Origin of the sequence: Haloferax sp. DFSO52 (assembly GCF_048158745.1) — an archaeon.
Classification (GTDB): Archaea; Halobacteriota; Halobacteria; order Halobacteriales; family Haloferacaceae; genus Haloferax.
Window position 1 is genome coordinate 522,511 of sequence record NZ_JBLOPB010000001.1, and the last position, 15,864, is coordinate 538,374.

The following is a 15,864-nucleotide window of genomic DNA, read 5'->3' on the forward strand; positions in this document are numbered from 1 at the left end:
CCAATGACGACAACGCACCTCCCATCTCATCTCCGTCTCACCTGCACCGCCTGTGGCTCGTCGTTCGACGAGTGGCGCTGGCGCTGTACCTGTGGCGAACCGCTCGACTTCGCGACGAAGTTCACTCCGTCGGTCGCGACGCCCGCCGACGCCGAACTCGACTATCGCCGTGGTCTCTGGGCGTTCGACGAGTTCCTCCCGACCGACCCGCACGCGACGCTCGGTGAGGGGATGACGCCGCTCGTGGACGCCCCCGAGTGGGACGCCGCGTTCAAACTGGAGTACGTCTTCCCGACCGGGTCGTTCAAGGACCGTGGCGCGACGACCACGCTCTCAGTCGCGCACGAACTCGGCGTCGAACGCGTCGTCGAAGACTCCTCTGGCAACGCCGGTGCTGCCATCGCAACCTACGCTGCCCGCGCCGGTATCGACGCCGAAATCTACGTCCCGGCGTCGGTCAAACCCTCGAAACTCCGTGCCATCGAACGCGCCGGAGCGAAACCGATTCGCGTCGAAGGCGACAGACAGGCCGTCACCGACGCCTGTATCGAGTCGGTCGAAAACGAAGACGCGTGGTACGCGAGTCACGCGTGGAACCCGGCGTTCTTCGCGGGCACGGCAACGTTCGCCTTCGAAATCGCCGCACAGCGTGACTGGAACGTCCCCGATGCCATCGTCACACCACTCGGCCACGGGACGCTCTTCCTCGGCGCGTACCGCGGATTCACCGCCCTCTACGAGGCAGGATGGACCGACCGAATCCCACGCCTCTACGGTGCGCAGGCCGCCGGATACGCACCGATTGCCGAAGCACGCCACCGAACCCCAACCGAGGCAAACGACGTTGCGGACGGCATTCAGATTCGCAACCCCGTCCGCAAGATGGAGATTCACGAGGCACTCGACGAGACGGACGGCGACGCCGTCGCACTCTCGGCCGACGCAGTCGAAGACGAACTCGACAGACTCCACCGCCACGGGTTCTACACCGAACCGACGTGCGCCGTCGCACCCGCCGCGCTCCGCGAACTCCGCCTCTCGGGTGCAATCGGCGACGACGAAGACGTAGTCGTGCCACTCACTGGTAGCGGTCTCAAGACCTGAGTTTCGAAGCGCACGTCTCGAATCCGTGTCGCCGACAGAAACTGTTCTTCTGACGACACAATTATCTCTGCCGGGCCTGACCAGTACCGTATGTCCCGCCTCTCCTACGTCCTCCCCGGCGAAGACGAGCCAATCGGTCGGTTTCTCACGCTCACGCTGGTCATCTACCTCGTCGCGACCGGCATCTCCTCGGCAGGACTCCTGCTCGGGTCGGCGTTCGCCGGACTCGCAGTCTGGACGCTCGTGGTCTTGTTAAAAGGGCTCTGGGTCGGTTACCTCGAAGGAAGCGCGTAGTGTGCGACGAAAATCTCTCCGTACGGTTCCGAGTTACCGCTGTGCGCCCCAATCGATCCACTCTTGTTCCCAGCCATGTCCGGCGTGCCACCCGCGGCCTTCGTACTCTGGGTCCTCTCGCTTGGTTCGGTTGCGGACGATGCTCCCCGTCTGCTCGCCGTCGACGAGTAATGGTTTAAATGCGATCGGGCCGAACTTCTCGGCCACGTCGCCGTCTTCGACAGCGACGAGCGTCTGTTCGCCCACGCCCATCGGCATGACGAGTCGCCCGTCGTCGGCGAGTTGTGCGAGGAGTCGACGTGGCGGGTTGATTGCCGAGGCTTCGACGAGGATGCGGTCGAACGGCGCGTACTCAGGGAGGCCGTCCGCACCGTCGCGGCAGTCGACGAGGACGCCCTCGTAGCCCGCTCGTTCGAGGTTCTGTCGGGCCTCGTAGACGAGTGTCCGGGTGATGTCCACCGCGTGGACGTTCGAGTCGCCGACGACTTCGGCGAGGACGGCGGCCGTATAGCCGACGCCAGCGCCGACGACGAGAACCTCGTCGTCCGGTTCGACTGCGAGTGCCGACAGGAGACGACCGGCCGCCGACGGAGCGAGAATCGTCGTGTTCGTCTCGCGGTGCTCAGTCGGGCGATTCTGATACGGTCCGTCGGTGACGAACTCGTGTCGCGGGACACTGCGCATCGCGACGCTGATGGCGTCGGAGAACTGGTCGAGGGTTTCTTCTACCCCATCGACCATGTCGTGGCGCAGCACCGAGTTGTCCATAGTTAGATTCGGGGATGGTCACTAATCAACCGCACGTTCGGCGACGACCACCTGTACGTCGGTTCCGGGGACGTCTCGGACCGTCTCACGGGCGAATCCTGCCGCATCGGTCCACGACCGGACCGTCGATTCGTCGTAGAGGTCACCGCACCCGAGTGCGAGTGCGTCGACTGCCCGTCTGGTCGTCGCGGCTGCCGAGCATCGGCCGTGGAGTGCGTCGACGAAGACGGCAGTTCCGCCGGGTGCGAGCGCGTCGTACGCTCCGGCGACGAGCGACGCCGCGTCGTCGGAGGACAGGCCGTCGAACGCGTCACCGACGAAGACGAGGTCGAATCCGGAGACTGGTGGGTCGGTCGGGTCGCCCGCGACGAGGTCGACGCCGGCACGTGAGAGGAGCGGCCGGACGATTTCGACCGTCTCGGCGTCGTCGACGTACGTCACGTCGTACCCGCGTTCGAGAAACTCGCGGGCGAAGATTCCCGACCCACCGGCGAGTTCGAGGACGCGACTCGCGTCCGGTGATTCACGGACTGCGGCGGTCACGCAGGCCCGAACGACAGATTCGCCGGTGGCGTCTTCCGCACCGAGTCGGTTTCGGCGCCACTCGTCGGGCATGTCAGGACCGTCGCCAGTCGCCATCGTCTCGGGGAGGGCAGTGTACAGCGAGAAGTAATCCAGTGCGTGCGGGAGGCGGCCGATAGACCGAACGTCGCGCTTCGCGAGAAAGCCGAGCGCTCGGTTCGTAATCTCGTATTCGTCGCCGACGCGTTTGATGAACCCCATCGTGGCCAGTGCATCGACGGTGATTCTGGCCGCTCTGGGGTCGATGTCCGCAACGGCTGCGACTTTCTCGGCGGTTCCCGCAGTAGACGTGAGCGCGTCGATGACGCCGCTCTCGCGGGCGGCCCAGAGGAGTGCGAGTGATTCGACCGACGCGTGCGACCGGTCGCGAGTAGGCATATCCCCACTGACGGTGTGGGAGAAGAAAATTCGTTCCGTGTGCGTCGTTCGTGTCGTTGGAGGCGACTACCAGGCAGACCACGCCGACGACGACTGGTCACGGGTGTAGACGCGCTTTGCGTCTTTGGCGTAGACCATGTCGCCGGGGTGGTCGAGTTTGCCGTGGCGGTACTCGGGGGCGTCGGCGCGGACGACGAGGCCCTCGATTTTCACTTCTTCGTCACCGAACGACTCCGTCTCGCCGACGACGAACTCGTAGTCGCCGGGGACGTTGACGGTGATGCTGCGCGTCTCTTCGCGCTTTCCGTCTTTCGGGTGGATGGTGACGTTCACCGAGACGTTGTCGACGACGCGGGTCCAGACCGTCTGGATGTCTTTCACGAGCGCTTCGTCGACGCGTTCGTCGGGGCCGACTTCGATGCCCGTGATGCGAACGAGTTGAATCGCTTCGGGCGTGTCGACGATGAACTCGTCGCCGAGTTCGATATCTGCTTCTTTGGGTGCAGAGACAGTCGTCGAGACGGACGACCCGTCCTGTGAGACGACGACGTCCATGTCGATTTCGTCGGGAATCTCTACTTTCTCTTTGTGGACCTGACCGCACTCGGTACAGCGGACGGTCGACTGACCGCCGGGTTTCAGCACCTCGTGGACGGTGGGTTCGTCGGGCGAACACGACGGACAGGAGAGAGGGACGCGTTCGCCGGCGTCGGGTAGGCTCATGAGGGTCGCTACCCCTTCAGGCCGTAAAAAGCCGCCTTTCTCGTCGTCCGCGTGGGAGTCGGTGTCGGGGACCACTCTCCGGGGGACGAAGTGCGATGTTTTTCCTGTCTCCCGACCAACGTCTTGGACGTGTCTCTTCCCACCCGCCGCCAGTTCCTCACCGCAGTCGGAGCGTCTGCGCTGTCGGCGACCGCCGGGTGTCTCTCCGGCGGTGACGCACCAACCTACGAGGGGACGTGGTCTCGGTGGGGGTTCGACGACGCCCGAACGGGGTTCTCACCTGCGAGTGGCCCGGTCGGTGACCTCACTGTCGCGTGGCGAACTGACGTGTTCGATGGCTACCCGACGAGTTCGCCCGTCGTGGCGGACGAGACGGTCTTCCACTTGCATACACGTGGCGGGTACGACCGGCGGCACGAATCGGTCGTCTCCGCGTTCTCGGCCGAGACGGGCGAGGAACTGTGGCGGACCACGGTCTCGGAAACCGAATCCGACCAACTCGATTACCATCACGATTCGGTGGTCGTCGCCGACGGGCGCATCTACGCTCGGACCTTCGAGGGGCTTCACGCGCTCTTGACCGATGGCGAACTCTTGTGGACGCACCCGGTCCCGACGACTGAGCAACCGTATCCGCATATTGCACCACCAATCGTCTCGAATGGCATGGCCGTGACTGCGACGTACGGCGAACGAACTCCGCCAGTGGCAGTCGTCGCGGTGGATGCCGAGTCTGGTAGACCACGGTGGCAGGCAGGATTCAACTCACGTCGGATGCCGTGGACACTGTCGGCCGCCGATGGGATAGTGTATGTCCCCTTCTTGGACGGTGATTCGAGCATCGTCGCGCTCGACATCGAGACGGGCAAACGGCAGTGGTCGCTTTCACTGCCGGTCGATGGCCCCGTCACCGTCGCTGGCGACACACTACTCGTCCCACTCGATGGCGACCCGGAGTCGATTGCGGCCATCGACCGCCGGTCCGGTGACATCGTCTGGCGAAAACCGGCACTTCGACGCACTGAGACGGGAATCACTGTCGCGGGCGAACTCGTCTACTACTGTGCAGACGGGTTGCTCGTGGCGCGACGACTCGATACCGGCGCACTCGTCTGGTCGTTCGGCCCGAGACCACTCGTCTCGTCCAGTTGGACGCCAGCAGTCGCCGGAATGACGGTCTACACCGTCGCCGAGCGACCGAACGAAGAACAGACGCCGAACTATCTCTACGCACTCGATGCGGCGACTGGGGAGGTTCGTGGGTCGGGACAGATATCGGTGGCGTCGATGCCGTCTGGACTGGCTGTCGTCGACGGCGCGGCCTACCTCGCACTCGGCCGGGGTGAACTGCTCGGTCTCGAGTCCTGTGGATTCTCGGTTGGTGGTCGGTGTCTCAGCGGGTGAACAGTCCCGGCCGAACCTGACAGTAGAGTTAACTCTCGACCGTCCGACAGACGAGTGATGCGACTCGAATTCAGGTGGTGGCACCTCATCTGCGCCTCGGTGTTCTCCGGATTCTACGCCGTCCCGATTCTCGGATTCGTCCTTTACTACGTCTCGCTCGTCTTCTCGATAACGGCCCAGTCGAGAGCACCGTCATCCACCGACCCCGGTGTCGTGTTCATCTTGGTTCTGTTTGGTGTGGCGCTCGTGATTGCGATTCCCGGACTCGCACTCGCGCTCTCCCGAGACGCACGCGACTCTGCTGCCGACGAATGGCAACCGAGCCCTCGTCGGTATGGTGTGCTCGGACTGCTCTACCCGATCTCTCTCGTGGTGGCCGGACTCTACCTCTATCGACGATACGACGCTGTTGGCATCGGGAACCTTCCTGTCGAGACGCCGCTCTCTCGCGGCGAACTCGTCACCTCGCGCTGGTGGTATTCGCTCGCTATCGGACCGCTATTGTTCCTCGCGGGATTCAGCATGTTCGTGGTTCCGTTCGGGGCCACGCTGACGTTTGTAGAACACAACGCCCTCCGAATCGCTGGCTTCAGCCTGCTCACCGGAACGGGGGTTGTGCTGTTCACGTTCGGTCTCGCAGCGGACCTCAAGGCAGTTAGAGGAAGCACGCTCGAATGGACGCCGGGAACTCGCAGATACGTCTTGCCGTCAATCCTCGTTTTGGGCCTCGTGCCCGTCGTCGCGGCTATCTACCTGTTCAACCGGCACCGGCACGTCGGCGTGCCGTGAGTGCAAACGTGATGAATGAGCGCGAACGCGTGTCGTGCCAGCTTACGGCTGTGGCAGGTCGACTTCCGCGCCGTCGGCGTACACCGTCGGGTTCCGGATGATGCCGTCGAGGTGGAGCGGTGCGTCGGTGTCGCCGCCGATACCCGCGTCGTCGCCGATGGCGATGTGGACTGTGCCGGCGGCTTTCTCGTCTAAGAGGACAGAGCCAACGAGGTCGGTCACACCGACGTTCGTGCCGATGCCGATTTCTGCGAGGTTGAACGCGTCCTGGCCGACTTCCTCGGCCGCGGTTTCGACCTGTTCGCGGATGTCGTCGTCGGAGATGTGAGTGACGTAGCCGTCTTCGACTTCGAACCGAAGGTCCTGCCCCTCGTCTAACAGGCCGTGGGGCATCATCGTGCCATCGACGACGTAGGTGCCGGTGGCGGATTCGGGACTGAGGAAGATTTCGCCTGCGGGGAGGTTCGAAAAGGACCCGGAGTCGGAGATGTCTCCCGTGTCTGCGAGCCATTCGCGGTCACCGCGGACGAAGGTGATGTCCGTGCCTTTCTCGGTGGTCACGCGAACTTCGTCGGCGTCACCGACGGCCTCCAGCATCGCCTTACTGTGGTGATAAATGGCGTCGTAGTCGGCGTCGAGGCCGGTGACGAACACGGCTTCGGTGATGCCGGGGAGCGTCGCACCGCGGGCACCTGCATCGCACGCGTTGCCGCGGGCGCGGGTGTGACTGAGGCTCTTCGTCGTCGGCGCGAGGAAGGCGTCGGCGTCGGCCATCGCCGCCGCGACGGGAGCGGGTGGTTCTTCGCCGTGTTGGTTGCCCGGCGGGTAGCGAATGATGGAGGCGTCGTCTGTCACTTCGCAGGCAACCTCGTAGAGGGCTTCACCGATACGTTCGCGCTTGTCGTCCGTCACGACGAGCAGTGATTCGTCGGCCTGGAGGTCGAGACACTGAAAAATCGCCGTCTCGCTCGCGGCGCGGAGGTCGGAGTCGTCCGTCGTCATGGTCGGTCCTGTGTCGCCGGGCGGGTTAGGCGTTCCCATGTGGCCCCCCTCGCTCGATTCGTCGTCGTCACTGTTGAGAAATTCTCTCCGAACACAACTTCACTCGACTCAGAGATAATTCGGGGACTCACTCGCCTTGGAGTTAATTTCTTGCCATTAACCATCGAAATAACTATGGTCACTTGCGGTCGTCTGTCTCCTATGATACGAGTGGGTGTCAACGGCTACGGAACAATCGGAAAGCGCGTCGCCGACGCGGTCGAGGCGCAACCTGATATGGAAATCATTGGCGTAGCCAAGACGCAACCCAACTTCGAAGCGCACACCGCTGTCAAGCGTGGTTACCCGATGTACGCCGCCATCCCCGAACGTGCCCCGTTGTTCGCCGAGGCCGGCATCGACCTCGCTGGCGAAGTGGACGAACTGGTCGCGGAAGCGGACATCATCGTCGACTGTACGCCCTCTGGAATCGGCGCGAAGAACCGGAAACTGTACGAGACGCACCACACGCCCGCAATCTTCCAGGGCGGAGAGAGCGCGGACGTCGCCGACGTGAGTTTCAACGCACGAGCGAACTACGACGCCGCCCGCGACGCCGACTACGTCCGCGTCGTCTCGTGTAACACGACCGGTCTCTCGCGCGTCATCGCACCGCTCGAAGAGGAGTACGGTGTCGAGAAGGTCCGCGCGACGCTCGTCCGTCGTGGTGGCGACCCGGGACAGAACTCTCGCGGCCCCATCAACGACATTCTGCCGGACCCGATCAAGGTCCCGTCGCACCACGGCCCCGACGTGAAGACCATCTTCCCGGACCTCCAAATCGACACGCTCGGTCTGAAGGTGCCGGCGACGCTGATGCACGTGCACGCGCTCAACGTCACGCTCAAAGACGACGTGACGGGTGCCCACGTCCGCCAACTGCTCGAAGGCGAAGACCGCATCTACGTCATTCCGGAGGGCCTCGGCATCGACGGTGCTGGCAAACTCAAGGACCTCGCACTCGACGCCGAACGCCCACGCGGTGACCTCTGGGAGAACTGTGTCTGGGGCGAATCCATCGGCGTCAACGGCCGTGACCTCTACCTCTTCCAGGCCATCCACCAGGAGTCCGACGTGATTCCCGAGAACGTCGACGCGATTCGCGCGATGTTCGAACTCGAAGACCAGAAGACGAGTATGGAACTGACCGACCGCAAACTCGGTGTCGGTATCTCCGGCGACCCTTCTGGGTTCTCTGAACAGGCGCGTGCGGAGTTCGCCGACGACTAATCAGCGAATCGTCTGTTCAGCCCTCTTTTCTCACTCGTTCCGTTCGTCTCGCGTCCCCTGTCACAATCTGTTCGTCTCGCGTCCCCTGTTACAGCGGCGTAAACGAGATGTCCCCTGTTACAGCGGCGTGAACGAGACGTCCCCTGTTACAGCGGCGTGAACGAGACGTCTCCCGTTTCGAGGTCTATCACAGCAACGTGGAACAACTCGTCGGCCCCCGAGATCGGGAGACCACCGGGGTTGATGTGAACCGTTCCGTTTCGCTGTTCGAACGTCCGGCGGTGCGTGTGTCCCCGAAGGACGTAGTCGTAGCTTCCCGATTCGACGAGCGCGTCCACGAGGCCCGCTTCGGTGCCGTGATAGACGGCGACGTCGGTGCCGCCGAGCGTCAGATGTGCGAAGTCGTCGTGATACGTTCCGAACGACTCGACTATCTCGCGGAGTTTCCACTCACCGTCGTTGTTGCCGCGGACGGCGTGAAAGTCGAAATCGGCGTCGAACGGCGTCGCGGAGAAGGGCGCGACGATGTCGCCGCAGTGAACGACGACGTCCGCGTCCTCTGCTTCGAAGTGCGATACCGCCGCCTCGACGTAGTCGAGGTTGTCGTGCGTGTCAGAGACGACGCCGAGTTTCATACGCTCTGATTCGACGGCATCTGGTTTCAAACTACGTCAGAACTCGGTGCCATCGGCCGTGGGGAGCCATCGGCCGTCAGTGGTCGCTTCAGACTCGCTCGACGAGCGTCGCGATTCCCTGTCCGAAGCCGATACACATTGTACACAGACCGTACTTCCCGCCGCACTCTTCGAGTTGATACGGGAGTTTGCCGAGGAGTGCCGCACCGGTCGCACCGAGTGGGTGGCCGTGGGCGATTGCCCCGCCCCAGACGTTCGTCTTCTCCCAGTCCGCGCCCGTTTCTTCGAGCCACACACCGATGACCGACGCGAACGCTTCGTTCACTTCGAACCGGTCGATGTCGTCGATGGTGAGGTCGGTTTTCGCGAGTAACTCGTTCGTCGCTGGGATCGGCCCCGTCAACATCGTCTTCGGGTCGACGCCGACGACGTGGGTATCGACGATACGGGCTTTCGGTTCCCAGCCGTACTCTTCGCACGCGTCACCGGATGCGACGACTGTCGCCGCCGCGCCATCGACGATTCCTGATGCGTTGCCCGGATGGATGACGCCGTCTCCTTCCTCGCGGAAGGCGAGCGGGAGAGTTCCGAGTGTCTCCATATCCGTGCCCGGACGTGGATGTTCGTCCTGTTCGACCACGCGTGTCTCGCCATCGACTTCGACTTCGACCGGGACGACCTGTTCGTCGTACTTTCCCGCCTCGGCGGCACGCCCCCAGCGCGACTGCGAATCCACTGCAATCTCGTCGACAGCTGCACGCGAGAGGCCCCACTGTTCGGCGATTCGCTCGGCACCTTCGCCCTGTGAGGTGAGTTCGTCGAAGTGGTCGAAGTACGTCTCGGTCACGTTCGAGGCGTCTGCGAACGTCAATCGGTCGACGGCGGAGTCCGACGCCATCGGGACGCGCGTCATGTGTTCGACGCCGCCAGCGACGAGCACGTCGGCCATTCCACCACGAATCTGGCCTGCCGCGAAGTTGATGGCCTGCTGGCCGGACCCGCACATCCGGTTCAGTTGGACGCCGGGAATGCCGTCGCCCCATCCGGCGACCATGGGTGCCAGTCGGCCGATGTTCATCCCCTGTTCACCGACGGGCGTGACACAGCCATAGATGACGTCTTCTGGGTCTTCGGACCCGTCGAAGCCGAGTCGCGCTTCGAGTGCGAGCAACGGTTTCGCAGCGAGGTCCTGTGGATGAAGGCCGCTGAACGACCCCTTTCGCTTCCCGAAGGGTGTCCGGACGGCGTCGACGATGTAGGCGTCCTGCATACTACCCTGCTCGGCGGGGCGGTCAATATTGTTTGTGTACGGACAGGCTGGTCGGTTCTCAGTCCTGCTTCAGCACTTCGATACCGGCCAGTGGCGCACCGGTCAGCGCGCGGATGTACGCGCCGCCGGCGATGGAGACGTGGCCGAAGTCCGATTCGTCCATGCCGTACATCTCGATGGCGCGCGAGGTGTCGCCGCCACCGACGACGGAGAAACAGTCGGTCTGCGAGATGGCCTCGAGGACGCCGACGGTGCCGACGGCGAAGCGTTCGTCTTCGAACAGGCCGAGTGCACCCTTGACGAAGACGGCCTCGGAGTCACGGATGATTGGGTCGTACTGGTCGACGGTCATCGACCCAACGTCGAGGTAGGCACGGTCTTTCTCGGTGATGTTGGCGACGGCGATTTCACCGCGTTCGTCGTTCGCGTCCTCGTAGGCGAGGTCGACTGCGAGTTTGATCTGGTCGCCGCGCTCGTCGAGGAGGGACTCGATGGTCTCTCGGTTGGCCTCCCACTGGTCGTCGAAGAAGTCCATGCCGTCGAGGTCGAATCCAACGTCGTTGCCGGCGGCGCGGAGGAACAGTTCGCCGGCGATGCCGCCGAGCAAGAACTGGTCGACTTTCTCACCGAGGTTGTTCATCACGTCGATGACGTCGGTCGCTTTGGTGCCGCCGACGACCATCGTCACCTGTCCGTCGAACTCACGAGTCGCGATAGACGAGTTCGCCTCGTACTCGGATTGCATCACGCGCCCGGCGTACGCAGGCAGTTCGAGTGCGAACCCGACGAGGGAGGCGTGCGAGCGGTGGGCCGCCGAGTAGGCGTCGTTGATGTAGGCGTCGAAGTGAGGGGCGAGCGTCTGGACGAACTCGGTTTCGGCCTTGACTTCTGGGGCTTCTTCGGGGAGTTCCTCGTCACACATTCGGGTGTTTTCGAGGAGGAGAACCTCGCCCGGTTCGAGGGATTCGATGGCGTCGATAGCCTCGTCGCCGTAGGTGTCGGCGACGAACTGCACGTTTCGGCCGATGTGCGAAGCGAGGATGTCGGCGTGTTGTTCGAGCGAGACGAAGTCGTCGCCGCCGGGGCGACCCTGGTGGGCCATGAGGACGACTCTGTCCCCACGTTCGGCGAGTTCCTTCACCGTCGTCGCGTGTCGGTCGAAGCGTCGGTTGTCCTGTACCTCGCCGTCTTCGACGGGGGAGTTGAGGTCGAGACGGACGAGGACGCGCTGTTCGGGTTCGAGGTCGTCGAGCGTTTTGAACATGGTCGGAAGAACGGAGAGGTGCTACTTAGTGGTGGTCGAGTCAGTCCGGAGTCGGAGTCGATTCGAAGGGTGTCGGGCGGTCCAAACGTACGAGGTGTATCGGAGCGTGTGTGCGGTTTCGGAGCGTGTGTGCGATTACTGGTGCGTGATGAAGTGGGCGACGTCGAGCATGCGGTTGGAGAAGCCGTACTCGTTGTCGTACCACGTCAGAATCTTGTAGAGGCCACCGTCGTTGACTTCGTTCGTGGAGTTGAGGTCGACGGTGCTGGAGAACGGCAGACCGAGGATGTCACGGGAGGTGACTTCGTCGTCAGTGTAGCCGAGGACGCCGGCGAGCGGCCCCGAATCGGCGGCCGCACGGAAGGCGTCGTTGAGTTCCTCGACAGACGGTTTCTCGTCGAGTTGGACGACGAGTTCGGTGAGCGAGCCGTTCGGCACGGGGACGCGAATCGCCATCCCGTCGAGTTTGCCGTCGAGCTGGGGCAGGATTTCGGTGGTCGCTTGTGCGGCACCGGTCGTCGTCGGGACGATGTTCTCGGCGGCAGCACGGCCACGGCGCTGTTTCGAGTGCGGACTGTCGATGAGGTTCTGGCTTCCCGTGTAGGCGTGAACCGTCGTCAGCAGGCCGTTCTGGATGCCGAACTCGTCGTCGAGCACCTTCGCGACTGGCGTGACGGAGTTCGTCGTACAGGAGGCGTTCGAGACGATGTCCTCTCCTGCGTACTCGTCGTGGTTGACGCCGTAGACGATCTGTTTGACGGGTTCGTCGCCTTTCGGCGGTGCGGAGATGACGACTTTGTCTGCGCCCGCGTCGAGGTGTGCCGAGGCATCTTCTTTCGTGCGGAAGATACCGGTACATTCGAGCGCCACGTCGACGTCGAGTCCGCCCCACGGCAGTTCTGCTGGCGACTGGACGTTGTAGAGGCCGACCGACGTGCCACCGATGGTGAGCACGTCGCCGTCGCGTTCGACGCCGTCGAGGCGGCCCATGACGGAGTCGTACTTTGCGAGGTACGCCATATCGTCGAAGTCCATGACGTCGTTGATGGCGACGAGTTCGACCTTCGGGTTGTCGAGGACGGCACGGAAGATATTTCGGCCGATTCGACCGAACCCGTTGAGTGCCACCCGAACCACGTCCGACTCATCCACGTTTTCGCCCGCGTTGAGGTAGGATTTTTCACTCATATTCGAGTAGTTCCTACCAACACATCATCGTGCCAGTAGTATATCTGTTTCGGTAAACCCGACCGAATCGAACGTTACCTTTCATAGAAAATCATAGAATAGGCAAAAACAATCAAATCTGTTCACTCTCGCATGCGATTTCTGAGTTCCTCAGAACGGACAGAACGGACCTCTCACTACCTCAGAACGGACAGAACGGCCATCTTACCCCCTCGGGACGTACAGAATTGATATCTCACACCCTCAGGACGTATAGAACGGACAATCTCACAGCCGAATCGTAGCGATTCGTTGCCACGTGACTGTCACAGGCAGAAACGTTTTATCCTCCGATTTCATAGCGGCCCCCATGGTCAGAGACGACCGTGACGACCCGTTCGATAACATCTTCGATGAAATCGAACGGATGATGAATGATATGACCGGAGGAGACGCTGGGTTCACCTCCGAAACCCACATCGACGTATACGATGAGGGTTCTACACTTCGACTCGTCGCGGACCTCCCAGGCGTCGATAAAGACGCGATTGACCTCAAGTGCGATGGCGAAACGCTGACGATTAGCGCCGCCGGTGACCGCCGCGAGTTCGACGAACGCATCCGCCTCCCGGCACGCGTCGACGAACACTCTGCGAAGGCCACCTTCAACAACGGCGTTCTACAGGTCACGTTCGACCGCGCTGAGGATTCTGCCGCCATCGACGTCGAGTAATCGGCGACCGAGACGGCAGCACTACGAGTTTTTCGCGACCCGTTCGATGAGCGCCGCCAGTCGCTCGAAGAAGTCGTCGTCGTACTTCGTATCGTCGTCGATGGTCGGCCGGGCGTTCGTCTCGGAGACGACGACTCGGCCATCGGACTCGAGGAGGTCCACACCGAGATAGCGAATGCCGAGTTCCTCGGCGACAGTTTCTACGAGGCGTCGATGTCGCGCCGGGAGGTCCACGCCGACTGCCTCGGCACCTCGGTGGACGTTGTGTTTCCATCTCCCGTCCGCACGCGCGCGCTCGGACAGGCGGCGCTCGACCGCTCCCACGACGGTGCCATCGACGACCATCGCCCGGTAGTCACGGGCGTCTGGAAGCCACTCCTGGACGAGATAGGATTTGTCGCCCGTCGCGCGATAGTCGTGGATGAGATTGAGGTGGTCGACCAGTCCCGACAGTGAATCTGGGTCGTGGGCCTTCGCGATGCCCACGCCGCGAGTCGTCGAGTTCGGTTTGACGACGACCGGATAGTCGAGTCCCGCCTGTTCGATTGCATCTGCGAGTGACGCTTCGTCGGTCGGATTCGAGACGTAGACGCTCCGTAACACGGGGATGCCGGCCCGTGAGAGTGTGGCGACGATTCCCGCCTTGTTCCGCGACGAGAGGATATCTTCACGCGTGTTCACCCACGGGATGTCGTGTCTCGCGGCGACGACGCCGCCTTCCATCGCCCGAGTTGGATAGACGAACCCCACGTCGAACTCGTCCGTCGGCGGTGTCGAGAGGTCGAGGGCGAACTCTTTGGCACGAAGGTGTCCCACCTCGATACCGTGTGCGGCGAGCGGCTCTCGCATTCGCTCGAACGTCTCACTACTGGTCGTCACCGCCAGCCGAAGCATACGCTATTTGGTGGTGGCCTCGGGCAAAAGTGAGGTGGTTCGCGGAAACGCGTGCGAACGGGCGCTTACGCGACGAGCAGTTCCTCGTTGCGTTCGTTGAACGCAACGGAGAGTCGCTGTGCGAACGGACGTTTACGCGACGAGCAGTTCTTCGCCGCGTTCGACATCGATGCTGCACGGTGGCGACATCTTGTTGTAGGCGCGGCGGAAGGCGTCCTTCGCGATTGCAGCGTCCTCGACGTCGCAGTAGATGGTGAAGACGGCCTCGCCCTTCGGGATGCGAGCGGCGGTGCCGACGACCTTACCGAACGACTGGCGCATTCCGTCAGAAACACGGTCTGCACCTGCACCGGTTGCCTGCTTGTTCTCGCGGATGACGTGGTGCGGGAACTTGCGCAGGATCATCTTGTACTGCTTCTCACCGGCGTTCTTGAGCATGAGACGGTTGGCCGAGAGGCGTGCGGATTCGAGCGAACCGTGTCGAATCTGAACGTCTTCTTCGACGCGCAGGGTGATCTGGACCGGGTAGTCCTCGGGGTCCGCCTGCAGGTCGCCCATGTTGTGCTGTGCGATCTTGGAACCGGGAATTCCCGTGATGTACTCGCGTCGCGTGTACGCCGGGTTCTTGATTTCCCGGTACATAGAGGCGGGTTTGTCTGACATAGTTACTTGTGAAACCGAAGGGTTAGGCGGGCTAAAAACGCTTCGAAGATTCACCGTCTAACGGGCCGTGTGAGCGTCTCACACGGAAAATACCCCTCTCACGCGGAGACGACGACTCTGACATCGACTCTGAAATCCCCCGACAGCGTGGACGAGGCGCCCTCGCCTGCGACATTCGGCGACGAGGGCGGAACGCACAAACGTGCGTCGCATTACCACACGCTTATCAGAGACCACCACTTCGATTCGGCCGATGTTGCTCGTCTGCGATACGATGCCCCCCGACGGGCCGGGATACTTCACCGACACACTCGCGTCACTCGCGCTCGATGGCCGCGAGGGGCGTGTCCACTCACTCCCCCGAGATGGACTCCCGACGCTCTCGAACGTCGATGCAGTCATCGTCACCGGAAGTACTGCGGGCGTCTACGAGACAGACGAGCGGTCGTGGATCGAAGACGGCCATCGCCTCGTCCGCGAACTCGTCGCGCGCGAGATACCGACACTCGGTGTCTGCTTTGGCCACCAACTCGTCAACGACGCACTCGGTGGGACTGTCGAAGCGGGCGACCAGACACGCGGTATCGTGAACGTCGAACTCGTCGACGACCCGGTGTTCGAGGATGTTTCGAACCAGATTCCGATGGTCCACGGCGACTACGTGGTCGAACCCGGCGAGCGAATGGAAACCATCGCCAGTGCCGACTACTACGACCACCTCGCCACGCGTCACGAGTCCGCACCCGTCTGGACGACTCAGTATCATCCCGAGTTCACCGAGGCGCTCCTCGACCGCATCGCAGACGACTTCGGATGGCCCGACGACGACGAACACCGTGACTTCGGCGACGTGACGGCCGTGAAAACGTTCGATAACTTCGCGTCGCTCGCCGGTCTCGACTGATTCTTGGTCGTCCTCAACTGG

Annotated in this window: 17 protein-coding genes; 7 read left to right on the forward strand and 10 right to left on the reverse strand. The window is 62.6% G+C overall.

Going from position 1 to position 15,864, the window contains the following annotated elements:
- The first annotated feature begins 3 nt into the window (after positions 1-3).
- Together ACK3SC_RS02760 and ACK3SC_RS02765 are read left to right on the forward strand one after the other, a co-directional pair.
- Positions 4-1,104 carry a threonine synthase gene (locus tag ACK3SC_RS02760; RefSeq protein ID WP_416838594.1) on the forward strand — a complete coding sequence of 367 codons (1,101 nt, stop codon included), beginning with the start codon at positions 4-6 and terminating at the stop codon, positions 1,102-1,104.
- A 90-nt stretch (positions 1,105-1,194) separates the two neighbouring features.
- Complete coding sequence (locus tag ACK3SC_RS02765) at positions 1,195-1,398, forward strand: hypothetical protein (RefSeq protein ID WP_416838595.1); 204 nt, start codon at positions 1,195-1,197, stop codon at positions 1,396-1,398.
- Between the two features lie 33 nt (positions 1,399-1,431).
- Here ACK3SC_RS02765 and ACK3SC_RS02770 read toward each other — a convergent pair whose 3' ends face one another.
- The 3 genes from ACK3SC_RS02770 to ACK3SC_RS02780 form a co-directional block, all read right to left on the reverse strand.
- The gene (locus ACK3SC_RS02770) at positions 1,432-2,166 is read right to left on the reverse strand and encodes a protein-L-isoaspartate O-methyltransferase family protein (protein WP_416838596.1); all 735 of its coding nucleotides are present in this window, start codon (positions 2,164-2,166) and stop codon (positions 1,432-1,434) included.
- 21 nt (positions 2,167-2,187) lie between these two features.
- Entirely contained in the window at positions 2,188-3,126 is a 939-nt protein-coding gene (locus tag ACK3SC_RS02775) for a class I SAM-dependent methyltransferase (protein ID WP_416838597.1), read from the reverse strand.
- A 66-nt stretch (positions 3,127-3,192) separates the two neighbouring features.
- The gene (locus tag ACK3SC_RS02780; protein ID WP_416838598.1) at positions 3,193-3,849 is read right to left on the reverse strand and encodes an HVO_0476 family zinc finger protein; all 657 of its coding nucleotides are present in this window, start codon (positions 3,847-3,849) and stop codon (positions 3,193-3,195) included.
- Positions 3,850-3,978: 129 nt separating this feature from the next.
- Here ACK3SC_RS02780 and ACK3SC_RS02785 point away from each other — a divergent pair, with 129 nt between their 5' ends.
- Together ACK3SC_RS02785 and ACK3SC_RS02790 are read left to right on the forward strand one after the other, a co-directional pair.
- On the forward strand, positions 3,979-5,253 hold the full coding sequence (locus ACK3SC_RS02785) for a PQQ-binding-like beta-propeller repeat protein (RefSeq protein ID WP_416838599.1): 1,275 nt from the start codon (positions 3,979-3,981) through the stop codon (positions 5,251-5,253).
- Between the two features lie 57 nt (positions 5,254-5,310).
- Positions 5,311-6,042 carry a hypothetical protein gene (locus tag ACK3SC_RS02790; RefSeq protein ID WP_416838600.1) on the forward strand — a complete coding sequence of 244 codons (732 nt, stop codon included), beginning with the start codon at positions 5,311-5,313 and terminating at the stop codon, positions 6,040-6,042.
- A gap of 42 nt (positions 6,043-6,084) precedes the next feature.
- Here ACK3SC_RS02790 and ACK3SC_RS02795 read toward each other — a convergent pair whose 3' ends face one another.
- Complete coding sequence (locus tag ACK3SC_RS02795; RefSeq protein WP_416838601.1) at positions 6,085-7,044, reverse strand: aminopeptidase; 960 nt, start codon at positions 7,042-7,044, stop codon at positions 6,085-6,087.
- 201 nt (positions 7,045-7,245) lie between these two features.
- Between ACK3SC_RS02795 and ACK3SC_RS02800 the strand changes: the two genes are divergently transcribed.
- A complete protein-coding gene (locus ACK3SC_RS02800) occupies positions 7,246-8,313 on the forward strand; it encodes a type II glyceraldehyde-3-phosphate dehydrogenase (RefSeq protein ID WP_416838602.1) in 1,068 nt (355 codons plus the stop codon).
- A gap of 146 nt (positions 8,314-8,459) precedes the next feature.
- Here the strand turns inward: ACK3SC_RS02800 and ACK3SC_RS02805 are convergent, their stop codons facing one another.
- The 4 genes from ACK3SC_RS02805 to gap form a co-directional block, all read right to left on the reverse strand.
- Positions 8,460-8,948 carry a metallophosphoesterase gene (locus tag ACK3SC_RS02805; RefSeq protein ID WP_416838603.1) on the reverse strand — a complete coding sequence of 163 codons (489 nt, stop codon included), beginning with the start codon at positions 8,946-8,948 and terminating at the stop codon, positions 8,460-8,462.
- An 88-nt stretch (positions 8,949-9,036) separates the two neighbouring features.
- Positions 9,037-10,218 carry a thiolase family protein gene (locus tag ACK3SC_RS02810; protein WP_416838604.1) on the reverse strand — a complete coding sequence of 394 codons (1,182 nt, stop codon included), beginning with the start codon at positions 10,216-10,218 and terminating at the stop codon, positions 9,037-9,039.
- Between the two features lie 58 nt (positions 10,219-10,276).
- On the reverse strand, positions 10,277-11,482 hold the full coding sequence (locus tag ACK3SC_RS02815; RefSeq protein WP_416838605.1) for a phosphoglycerate kinase: 1,206 nt from the start codon (positions 11,480-11,482) through the stop codon (positions 10,277-10,279).
- A 135-nt stretch (positions 11,483-11,617) separates the two neighbouring features.
- On the reverse strand, positions 11,618-12,670 hold the full coding sequence (gene gap, locus ACK3SC_RS02820; protein WP_416838606.1) for a type I glyceraldehyde-3-phosphate dehydrogenase: 1,053 nt from the start codon (positions 12,668-12,670) through the stop codon (positions 11,618-11,620).
- Between the two features lie 349 nt (positions 12,671-13,019).
- On the opposite strand from gap, the gene ACK3SC_RS02825 reads away from it, so the two are divergent.
- Complete coding sequence (locus ACK3SC_RS02825) at positions 13,020-13,382, forward strand: Hsp20/alpha crystallin family protein (protein ID WP_416838607.1); 363 nt, start codon at positions 13,020-13,022, stop codon at positions 13,380-13,382.
- Positions 13,383-13,403: 21 nt separating this feature from the next.
- Here ACK3SC_RS02825 and ACK3SC_RS02830 read toward each other — a convergent pair whose 3' ends face one another.
- A complete protein-coding gene (locus ACK3SC_RS02830) occupies positions 13,404-14,276 on the reverse strand; it encodes an ATP-grasp domain-containing protein (protein ID WP_416838608.1) in 873 nt (290 codons plus the stop codon).
- 132 nt (positions 14,277-14,408) lie between these two features.
- Positions 14,409-14,939, reverse strand: a complete 531-nt coding sequence (locus ACK3SC_RS02835) for a 50S ribosomal protein L16 (RefSeq protein WP_416838609.1) — start codon at positions 14,937-14,939, stop codon at positions 14,409-14,411.
- A gap of 253 nt (positions 14,940-15,192) precedes the next feature.
- Here ACK3SC_RS02835 and ACK3SC_RS02840 point away from each other — a divergent pair, with 253 nt between their 5' ends.
- Entirely contained in the window at positions 15,193-15,843 is a 651-nt protein-coding gene (locus ACK3SC_RS02840) for a type 1 glutamine amidotransferase (protein WP_416838610.1), read from the forward strand.
- The last annotated feature ends 21 nt before the right edge of the window (positions 15,844-15,864 follow it).

Bases quoted from the DNA above. Each gene is read 5' to 3' on its own strand.
- ACK3SC_RS02760 (WP_416838594.1), top strand. From the start codon at position 4: ATGACGACAACGCACCTCCCATCTCATCTCCGTCTCACCTGCACCGCC.
- ACK3SC_RS02765 (WP_416838595.1), top strand. From the start codon at position 1,195: ATGTCCCGCCTCTCCTACGTCCTCCCCGGCGAAGACGAGCCAATCGGT.
- ACK3SC_RS02770 (WP_416838596.1), bottom strand. From the start codon at position 2,166: ATGGACAACTCGGTGCTGCGCCACGACATGGTCGATGGGGTAGAAGAA.
- ACK3SC_RS02775 (WP_416838597.1), bottom strand. From the start codon at position 3,126: ATGCCTACTCGCGACCGGTCGCACGCGTCGGTCGAATCACTCGCACTC.
- ACK3SC_RS02780 (WP_416838598.1), bottom strand. From the start codon at position 3,849: ATGAGCCTACCCGACGCCGGCGAACGCGTCCCTCTCTCCTGTCCGTCG.
- ACK3SC_RS02790 (WP_416838600.1), top strand. From the start codon at position 5,311: ATGCGACTCGAATTCAGGTGGTGGCACCTCATCTGCGCCTCGGTGTTC.
- ACK3SC_RS02795 (WP_416838601.1), bottom strand. From the start codon at position 7,044: ATGACGACGGACGACTCCGACCTCCGCGCCGCGAGCGAGACGGCGATT.
- ACK3SC_RS02800 (WP_416838602.1), top strand. From the start codon at position 7,246: ATGATACGAGTGGGTGTCAACGGCTACGGAACAATCGGAAAGCGCGTC.
- ACK3SC_RS02805 (WP_416838603.1), bottom strand. From the start codon at position 8,948: ATGAAACTCGGCGTCGTCTCTGACACGCACGACAACCTCGACTACGTC.
- ACK3SC_RS02810 (WP_416838604.1), bottom strand. From the start codon at position 10,218: ATGCAGGACGCCTACATCGTCGACGCCGTCCGGACACCCTTCGGGAAG.
- ACK3SC_RS02815 (WP_416838605.1), bottom strand. From the start codon at position 11,482: ATGTTCAAAACGCTCGACGACCTCGAACCCGAACAGCGCGTCCTCGTC.
- gap (WP_416838606.1), bottom strand. From the start codon at position 12,670: ATGAGTGAAAAATCCTACCTCAACGCGGGCGAAAACGTGGATGAGTCG.
- ACK3SC_RS02825 (WP_416838607.1), top strand. From the start codon at position 13,020: ATGGTCAGAGACGACCGTGACGACCCGTTCGATAACATCTTCGATGAA.
- ACK3SC_RS02830 (WP_416838608.1), bottom strand. From the start codon at position 14,276: ATGCTTCGGCTGGCGGTGACGACCAGTAGTGAGACGTTCGAGCGAATG.
- ACK3SC_RS02835 (WP_416838609.1), bottom strand. From the start codon at position 14,939: ATGTCAGACAAACCCGCCTCTATGTACCGGGAAATCAAGAACCCGGCG.
- ACK3SC_RS02840 (WP_416838610.1), top strand. From the start codon at position 15,193: ATGTTGCTCGTCTGCGATACGATGCCCCCCGACGGGCCGGGATACTTC.